The following is an 8,981-nucleotide window of genomic DNA, read 5'->3' on the forward strand; positions in this document are numbered from 1 at the left end:
CATTAATCAGTCAAAATCGGCTGGCTAATTGGGTGTCGGTACGGAATTTGAAGATAGCTTTATAAGCAATCCTTGAAACTCTGCTGAGGTTTGCATGCGACAACTCATTCTTGCCAGCCTGTTACTTTGCCTGGTGCCGACACTGGCCATGGCAAAGTCAGTCTTTTTAACCGGTACAATTAAAACCGTGATGCCGAAATTTGAACTGGCAGAACCGTTGACCTATTACAAAGGTGTCAAAGAGTATCAGCTGACGGGTTCTACTGGGTCGAATTCAGGGTGTCGGCTGACAGGCAATGATGCAGAAGCGATGTCAATCACATCTGGAGATGAGCTGGTCTGTTTGTTTGAGTGGGTAACCGACAGTGACAGTTCGTGGCAGTTTCATGGGATGGATCTCAGCGGGCGCCCTATGGGGAATGTAGGAGCTCACTCCCGCAGTTACCGAATTTCTTTTTTCTCAGGCTCCAGCCGGGAGAAAATCACAATCAGCGAAGGGGTGATGGACTATAGCCTTACCGAGCCAGCTCCGGCAAGGATCTCCCGTATCGACAGCCGCCTGAGTACAGCGCAGAGTGATGCCCTGACTATCATGACCCATAACAGCAAAGACCGGCTCGATAGTGTTGCTGTCCATGTTGAAAAGCGCCCTTATACCCAGAAAATTAACATGCCTACATTGTCCCAATCTTGCTTGGTGGCAGAGAATGCTGATCACTGCAGTTTCAATATGGGGGCACTTAAACTGGCACCAGATGCTGAGACCCTGACAGGTTCACTGGTTGCAGATGTCGAAGTATCAGATCTATTCAGCTATACCACAGATACAGAACGTGTCACCTACCAGTGGGATTATCGGCCGCCAGTGATTGAGGACGTGGTGGTACATGCCGTTGGTGCAGACTCAGACAAGGAAACCAGCGTTGTGGTCAACGGCATTGCCGTCAAGGCCAATGACAACGAGGCGCTGGTGGTCGTCAGCTCCCCCCACTCGCATGAAACGTCTGATTTGTGGTGGCTACCCAAGCAGCTGGGTATGTACCTGAAGCAGGATGAATCGGTACTACCGGTGCGTGACTATGTCACGTTAAATAACAAACCTGTCGGCCACCTATTCAATAATAATGTCTTTGTCGATCAAAGTGCGCGGGTTTATTCCGACCTCAACCCCGAGCGTTACGGCAACAAGTATGTCTATCGTTTTGATGTCGGTTCATTGCCTGATGGCGTTTATATTGCCGATGTAACCGCGAAAGATACCTACGACAACCGCAGTGACAAAACGGTTTCTAACTTGCTGTTTGACCGGCTTCCACCAGAAGTGTTCGTGTTTAATAAGGACTTGCGCATTTACTCTGGCGATCCGGTGTATTTTCTCGAGCACATGATCCTCACTGCGCAGGATGCGACCAGCCGCGATGTTGAGGTTAGCGCGCTCAAGGTCAATGGTGTCGATGTCGGGCTGGTGGGTGAATACCCAATGGCTAAGGCCTTAGCGTCAATCAACAACCCTGAAACCGATACTGTGCAGGAGTTTGCCATCACTGCCATTGATGGATCCGGCAATAGTGTTACTCGTAAGTTTAATTTCAGCTTTTTGCCACTGTCGTTTAGCTACGCAGGCGTCTACAACGAAAAATATGCCTTGGTACAGGCCCAGGATATTGGTTTTTCTCAGACCAAGGGAAGTCGCTGCAATGTCTATGAAACCGAAGAGCTGGCGGTATACAACGTCAATATGCGAGAGCAGCTGGCCTGCTCAATAGAGTGGCTGGAAATTCCTGACGGGCTGGAGCCCTCTATCGCGTCGCGCAGCCCGACGTTGGTCGGGGCATTCTTTGCGGCTGGGATGACGAATGTTCGTGCGCGAATTTGGATGCATGATGCCGAAAGGCGGAAAAATCTGGTTACAGAGAAAGCCATTGATATGCGGGTGATGGCACCACCAAAGCCCACTATCATTTTCGATGAAGACAATATGTTCGAGCCCGGCACGTTTGCGGTCGAGCAGGGACAATCAAAAATCGGCCGATACACCTTAAAGGCACCAAGCTCGCCGATGAAAGTGGCACTCTACGCCGATGGGGAAGCTCTTGAGGAAATCGACCTTAGGCAGTCTAACCGCTATAACACAATACAGATGACCCGTACCATCAGTGACCGTCTTGGCTCGCTGAATATGTCACTTTGGGATGGCAGAGAGTACAAGGTAGTCGTGACCTACAGTTTGTCACCGGATATTTATACAGAATCGGTGGTCAGGAGCTATATCGTTCCATCCAAGCGGATACGCTTGATGCTCAATGCGGATACCCGAGAGATCTCAACAGCTAATGTTCTCCCGACCGATACTCAAATCGGGCTATATGACCGCTTAGTACGCGATATTGTCTATGACGGGCAGGCTCATGGGGATTGGGAGGTCAGGATGGTTGAAGTCCACCGTGATCGCTCTGTTAGCCCTCTGACAGACTGGAAGCCGATTGATACGCTCGGCCGAACCAATTTCGATCTGGACTGGGCATCCGGTGAACTGGGGTCGGTGAAGTACTCGGCGCAAGCCCGGCTAAAGGCGCCAAATAACAAATACGAGCACACCATGCTGTCCATCAGCCGTTATGTCAAAGTGCTGAAAGGTGCAGCCATTGAAGGGGATATCAAAACCTCACGGCTGAGTGGTCCGGTGCCGATGACTACAAATATCCAGTTTGGCTTTGATTCTAAGGCCGATCAGGATGCTGTCGGCGATGTAACGTGGTTTGTCTCGCCGGATAACGGCAGGAGCTGGCAGCAGCAGAGCAAGGTATCGCAACGCTATACGTTCTCAGCAAAAGAGGAAGGGCTGTGGCTGGTGCGTGCTGAGGCAAAAAACCGCTTTACGGGCGAGATAACCCACTCCGATCGTCTGCAGGTAATGGCGTACCGCAAGCCGGATCTGAAAATCATCGGCCCGAGCAATATGATGGTTGGAATGACCAAGACATTTGCTTTGGAAGATCACGGTGAACCTGCAAGCCTTAGCAACTTGGTTGTCGAATGGTCTACCGATGGAGGTAAGACGTTCACACCAGGTTCGACTTCAGTTGCCTTGTCTCGCACCAACCCTGAGGGCTTAAGGTTGCAAGCCCGGGCCGCATATATCGGCTATGAGACCGACTTGAAGGCCTGGGACACCTATAACTCGACAGTGCGTATCCAAAAAGCACGTCCAGTATCTATTCGGATCCAAGGGGAGCGGGATGTTGAAGTCGGCAACACGTTAGATCTGCTGGCCAATGTTAGGCCGCCATACTCCAACATGCATACGGATATTATCACCGAGTTTGTCCTAAATGATGGCACGGTCGTTGATGGGGAAAGCTATGCCTTCACTCCGACTGAAGAAGACCGCCGTTTTGCCGATTTGCATACCTTCACGGTACGGTCGTGGATGAACGGTGCCAAGGCCGTCACCTATAACGAAGCGACCCATAACGTACAGGTTTGGGAATACCAGTTCCCAGAATTTGGCCTGGTCACAAAGCAGCGCATCAAGGTCGCCCCCAGTACGATTGATGTCTGGTTACGCCGGCCAGAGTCGGGCAACCTTTATGAGAACTTCGACTTCAGCTTCAATGGACACGGTAAGCTGGAGCTGACCAAAGATTCCGGCAAGCAGGCCCGCTTTACCGCCAAAGAGCCGGGGCTGTACCCGATTACGGTGGATGTCACGGATGATCGCGGTAATATCGCGTCGTTCACCGACTATATCGAGGTATTGGAGCCAGAGCCCATCACCATTGACCAGTCGATGCGACTTTCAAATAAGTATCAACGGGCACCGCTGGATGTGCGGGTGCGGCCTATCATCAAGCTTGGCCATCCGTATGATCGCGTCTCTGATTACCGATGGTATGTCAACGGCCAGCTTATCAAAGAGAACGACAAGGTGAATGCCACATTCACAGCCCTGCCGGTCGGCACGCATGATATCAAGCTGGAAATCGATACCCTGTATGGTCAGAGCGCGACTCAGGTTGAGCGGGTAGAGGTGATTGAGAATAAACCGCCAACGTGTGAATTGCGCACCTCGTTCTACTCGAAGACCGCCCGTATTGAGGCGCGCTGTAACGATACTGACGGCAAGATGAAGTATTACCAGTGGAGTGTTGATGGTGTTGCAAGGAGCAACAGTGGCTATCGCATTTCGGAAATCCGTGATCCTGGTGAAACCGCGACTGTCGTGATGCGTGGTTTCGATGACTCAGGCGATTTTGATGAAATTCGAACCGTGGTTGAGTGGTAGTGGTGTGTCCTATTACGCCCCACTTTTGTAGGGCACCTTTTCCTGGGGAGTGATAGCTGGCAAGAAAAAAGGCAGACCACCAAAGCGGACTGCCTTGTTCCTGCCTTAAGGTCCCACCCCTAAGGACTTAACTGGAGAAACCCCTATGCTTAACACAGCGATTTCATCAACGAGTATACATCAAATTGATCATAAGTAACTGAAATTTTCGACCGTAATGTTCAGGCTCAACTATATGCGAGACAAAGGAGAACCCATGCGAAAGACAGCCTTGTTCTGTGCCTCTTTGTTGTCACCATTGGCAGTAGCGCAAACCGTTACAACCAATAATATCAATTTGTTTGAGCACCCACTGGTTGTGGCCAAGCACGAAGGTGGCAAAAAAATGGTACTGCTTGCCCAAGAGCGCGGCAGGCAGCGACTGTTTGTAATAAGGCCGGTGGACAGGCTATTTCAGCGTGATAGCAGCGATACCTATTATGCCTTTAATTCAGTGATCAACGGGGTCCCTAAGCTGTCACTGATCGACAGTAGCGCTGTTGTGGCGAATCAAACGGTCATCCGGGGGCGGGCGGCGGTGGATTACGTCAGCATAAGTACCAGGGAAAGCGGCTATCAAGGCAGGCAGATGGTTAGGACGGCCGACTGTGGTTACTTCGACTTTGCTGACTTTACCCTGCATGACATTATCGCCAAAGACGGTGTTGCTACCGGCGTCGGCGTTGCGAAAATGCCGGTTGGTAGTCGTACCCAGTTGTCCATGATCACCGTACCTCTCGATAACCGTTATGACTGTCAGTTTTACCCGCTCACGACCATCAAGCAGCGCGAACCAGCGGTGACCTTTAGTGGCGTGAGGCAATCAAGCGCCCTGTTTGTTGTCGATGGTCAACAGCACAGCATTTCGCTGGCCAATAAGAGTGTAACTATGCCGGCGCCAGCCTTGCTTAATTATCTCAAATGACAGGCCGCTATTAATTGGAGTGAGATGCGATTAGACGGAATCTGTCATTTTGAAGAACAGTAAATTTGACAGATACTTGCCAGAGTATGCGTCTGGCACATGTTTGGACAGAAATAAGTTAGAGGTTATGCTCTAACCAAGACACTTCGAATAAGGAAAAGTATCTCACTTCACAAAAATACTGTTCGGCTGGTATCGTGATTGAAACAGCTTCGCTTGAAAACGGGAAACTCTGAATATTTAATTTTTCATTCAAGTTTTAAAATACAAGAAATGGTTATTACTTATGTATATTCGCTATTTTTTTGTATCATTGAATTATCACATTTTGACCACTTCACGGCCGTTAATTTGAGATTTCCTTATCTCCAAATGGACTAATTCTGCTTGATGCTAGGAGTAAGGGGGAAAGACCCCATTTCTATCCGAGTATTGTCGGACTACTGATCATTAAAGTAGGTAGCTAATTATCTAAGTTTTCAATTATCAGCTATTTTTGTCCGAACGGAGATGCCAAATACCCGCCGCAATCAACAGGCCAATCACAACAACCACATTTAGAGTAAAAGACTGCTCTATTGCCGCTTCACCCAAATACGCTAATAAAAAGCAGGCCGGAAGGATACCCACCGCTGTAGCAAGCAGAAAGCGTCCATAACTCAATACGGTAACCCCAGCGACATAACTCACCAGATCAAAAGACATGAAGGGCATCAGCCTAGTCACCATAACCAACCACATAAGCCGCTTCTGATCTCCCAGCTTCCAGTCCGGAAAGCGTTGATCCAACCAGGCATGGGCAGCCTGAAGCCCCAGTACTCTGGCCACTCCAAAGGCGGCTGATGCCCCTATTAGCGAACCGACAAAGACATAAATAGTACCTTCAAAATGTCCGTAGATAGCACCAGCAGCCATGGCTATGGGAGCACTGGGCAAAGGGCTGAACACGATTGCTGTTGCTATGGCTGCAATGATGACCAGTGGCCCAGCCATACCTGAGTGCTTTACGACCTCGACAATTCTTTGAGGATCCCAATCGAGAGACTGCGGCATGCTGAAGTGATACAGCCAAACCCATAGAAGAAATAGGGCGATTACAATAATAATCAGAAGGTAGTAAAGGAGTGATTTTCCCGATTTCATAAGAATCTAATACTCCTTGGCAAGTTGTCCTGTAGTGAACGACAGCATGCTTGGCATTGAAATATGATTGGGCTACATAGCATCTCCTCTAAGGTGCAAGGAAAAGTGATTCTACCGCAAGCTAAATCGCAACCAATTAGTCCCTTTTGGGTATTGTTTTTATAGATGTGTGATCAACTCGACCTTTATGAGTTTCATTACCTTGAATACCGATACAGGCAAATTATCCTTTGTATGAATGCAATGAACATATTTTTGTGTGTCATGGAATTTATACCATTCTAGGTAAAAATGTGATCTAATTAGGGCTATCTGCTTTGTCTAAGTCATTGCCATGGATAGCCTTAATAATATCGACTTCAAATCTCTTGCCTGCAAACAAACATCTATTCAGATGAAAATGCGATTATTGGCACTTGCTCATTTCCAAGATGGTCATTCACGCACTCAAATTGCTAAGTTCTTAAAGGTTAGTCGTACCAGTGTAAACAAATGGATTCAGGTTTTTCTTGAGGAAGGACTTAACGGATTAAAGGAAAAACCTCGCACTGGACGCCCTCCTTTTCTCTCTAATCCAGAAAAGCAACAGCTTGCCAAGTACATTGAAGAGAATGCAGTTAAACCTAATGGTGGCAGACTCACAGGTTATGATATTCATGACTACATCAAACTGACATTTGGCAAAGAATACCACTCGGACTACATCTATATCTTGCTCAAAAAAATGGGCTTTTCGTGGATAACCTCTCGCTCAAAGCATCCTAAACAGTCTGATGAAATCCAAGAGGATTTTAAAAAAATTCAAAATTGAAACGATCCTTAAGATCCCCGGGCACATAGGACTTGAGAACGTTGACGTTTGGTTTCAAGATGAAGCAAGGTTTGGTCAGCAAAACACAACCTCTAGACTTTGGGCAAAAACAGGAACGCGTCCACGAGTCATCAAACAGCAGCAGTTCGAGTATGCGTATCTCTTTGGTTCAATTTGCCCTAGTCGTGGAATAGGAGAAGCGATAGTTGTCCCTTGGACCAATAAAGATGCCATGAAGCAACATCTCCAGCAAATATCTAATGCAACAGAAAAAGGAAGGCATGCTGTGGTAATAATGGATGGTGCAGGATGGCACACTGAAGATACTGTCCATCAATTTCCTAATGTCAGTATCATAAAACTCCCTCCCTATTCACCAGAACTGAATTCAATAGAACAAGTTTGGAGTTGGATGAGGCAGCACCATTTAGCTAATCAAGCCTTTGAAAATTATGATGAGATTGTTGATAAGGTTTGTAGTGCTTGGAATAGCTTTCTCAGTAACACGCAAAGAGTAACGAAGATGTGCACTAGAAGCTGGATCGGCCTGACCAGTTAATTAGCTAGAATGGTATTAAAGATTGATTGAATCAAGAGTTCATAAACTTGATGAAGGAGTTGCGGAGGAACTTGCCGATTTGTCACGTCTAATGCAAGTCTAAATTTAAGCACTGCTACACAGAATACAACAGGCACAAACTAAACTCAAAATGTCCAGAAAAAGGAGAGCAAAATGACAGTTACGTGTCGTAAGTTTTGTATACTACCAATCCTCGGTGTCTTCGCTGCTTTGGTTTTACTGCCAACCTATAGTGATCCTGCCAGCGCTCAATCACAGCCAGCGTGTTGCAACGATAGATGGAACCCCAAGTGGACTCAGCGCGAAATGTGGGGGCCAGGTATGATGAATCCTGGGCAGCGACAGAGAATGACAAGACATTGGACTTTTATGCATTCAAGCATTCCACAAGAATATCGAAATGTAAGAAACCCGTTTGTACAAGAGCCTGATGTAGTGCGAAAAGGTGGCGAATTGTACCGACAGAAGTGTTCGACTTGTCATGGTGCACAAGGTATGGGTGATGGAGAGATTGCTAATTCACTAAATCCTTCTCCAGCACTTCTGGCGTATATGATCCAGATGCCCATGGCAGTGGATGAATATTTACTTTGGTCAATATCTGAGGGTGGAAAAGCCTTCGGAACAGCCATGCCAGCATATAAAGGCCAGCTATCACGGAGTGAGATGTGGAAGATTATCACATTTATGCGAGCAGGATTCCCTTCAGATACTCAAAGTATTAAGAAATAGTTGAGTACTAGAATGGTCAAAGAGTCTTTGAGAGCAACCGTGGAGTTGTGTGCACTATTGTTCATACTTTCTATAGGGTAATGTAAGTCCAATGTCCCTGCCGTCTCTCCTATGTAGGAAGCTTATCAGCTGTGACATTTCTGATTGGGGACAACACAAGTCTATTCACATGTACATTTTAAAAGTAGGCTTTTTAACTCGGAAAGGGGGGAAGCGGAAGTTAAGTGTTCACGTTCAGCCTGAATAGGTGTTCAACTTCGCCGGAATACGCACTAAACCGACAAGCACGATTAGAAAATGTATCGTAAAATCACATGAACAGCATGTGAGTGAGCTTTGGCTCTAAATGGTTTTGGGGCAATTTCAATTTAGAAGTATCTGTCAAATTTTGTGATCACCGAGCGATTCTGTCGTATCTTAATTACCAAGCGACTTTGTCATTGCGCTAACTACCGAGGGAATTTGA

General features: G+C 47.2%; 5 protein-coding genes. 4 read left to right on the forward strand and 1 reads right to left on the reverse strand.

Translation table 11 applies throughout. From position 1 onward, the window contains the following. Window positions 1–94 precede the first annotated feature (94 nt). Together Q0852_RS22080 and Q0852_RS22085 are read left to right on the forward strand one after the other, a co-directional pair. Window positions 95–4,285 (forward strand): Ig-like domain-containing protein, encoded by a 4,191-nt coding sequence (locus Q0852_RS22080; RefSeq protein ID WP_299022247.1) that lies wholly within the window; start codon window positions 95–97, stop codon window positions 4,283–4,285. Window positions 4,286–4,541: 256 nt separating this feature from the next. Further along, window positions 4,542–5,249: a hypothetical protein gene (locus Q0852_RS22085; protein WP_299022250.1), complete on the forward strand. Its 708-nt coding sequence runs from the start codon at window positions 4,542–4,544 to the stop codon at window positions 5,247–5,249. A gap of 486 nt (window positions 5,250–5,735) precedes the next feature. Here Q0852_RS22085 and Q0852_RS22090 read toward each other — a convergent pair whose 3' ends face one another. After that, window positions 5,736–6,392, reverse strand: a complete 657-nt coding sequence (locus tag Q0852_RS22090) for a TVP38/TMEM64 family protein (RefSeq protein ID WP_160653757.1) — start codon at window positions 6,390–6,392, stop codon at window positions 5,736–5,738. 334 nt (window positions 6,393–6,726) lie between these two features. On the opposite strand from Q0852_RS22090, the gene Q0852_RS22095 reads away from it, so the two are divergent. Further along, a protein-coding gene (locus tag Q0852_RS22095) for an IS630 family transposase (RefSeq protein WP_299022262.1) occupies window positions 6,727–7,762 on the forward strand; the annotation gives its coding sequence in 2 pieces (ribosomal slippage) (window positions 6,727–7,193 and window positions 7,192–7,762; 1,038 coding nt in all). Window positions 7,763–8,104: 342 nt separating this feature from the next. Next, entirely contained in the window at window positions 8,105–8,515 is a 411-nt protein-coding gene (locus Q0852_RS22100; protein ID WP_160653760.1) for a c-type cytochrome, read from the forward strand. The last annotated feature ends 466 nt before the right edge of the window (window positions 8,516–8,981 follow it).

Origin of the sequence: uncultured Photobacterium sp., assembly GCF_947502415.1 — a bacterium.
Classification (GTDB): Bacteria; Pseudomonadota; Gammaproteobacteria; order Enterobacterales; family Vibrionaceae; genus Photobacterium.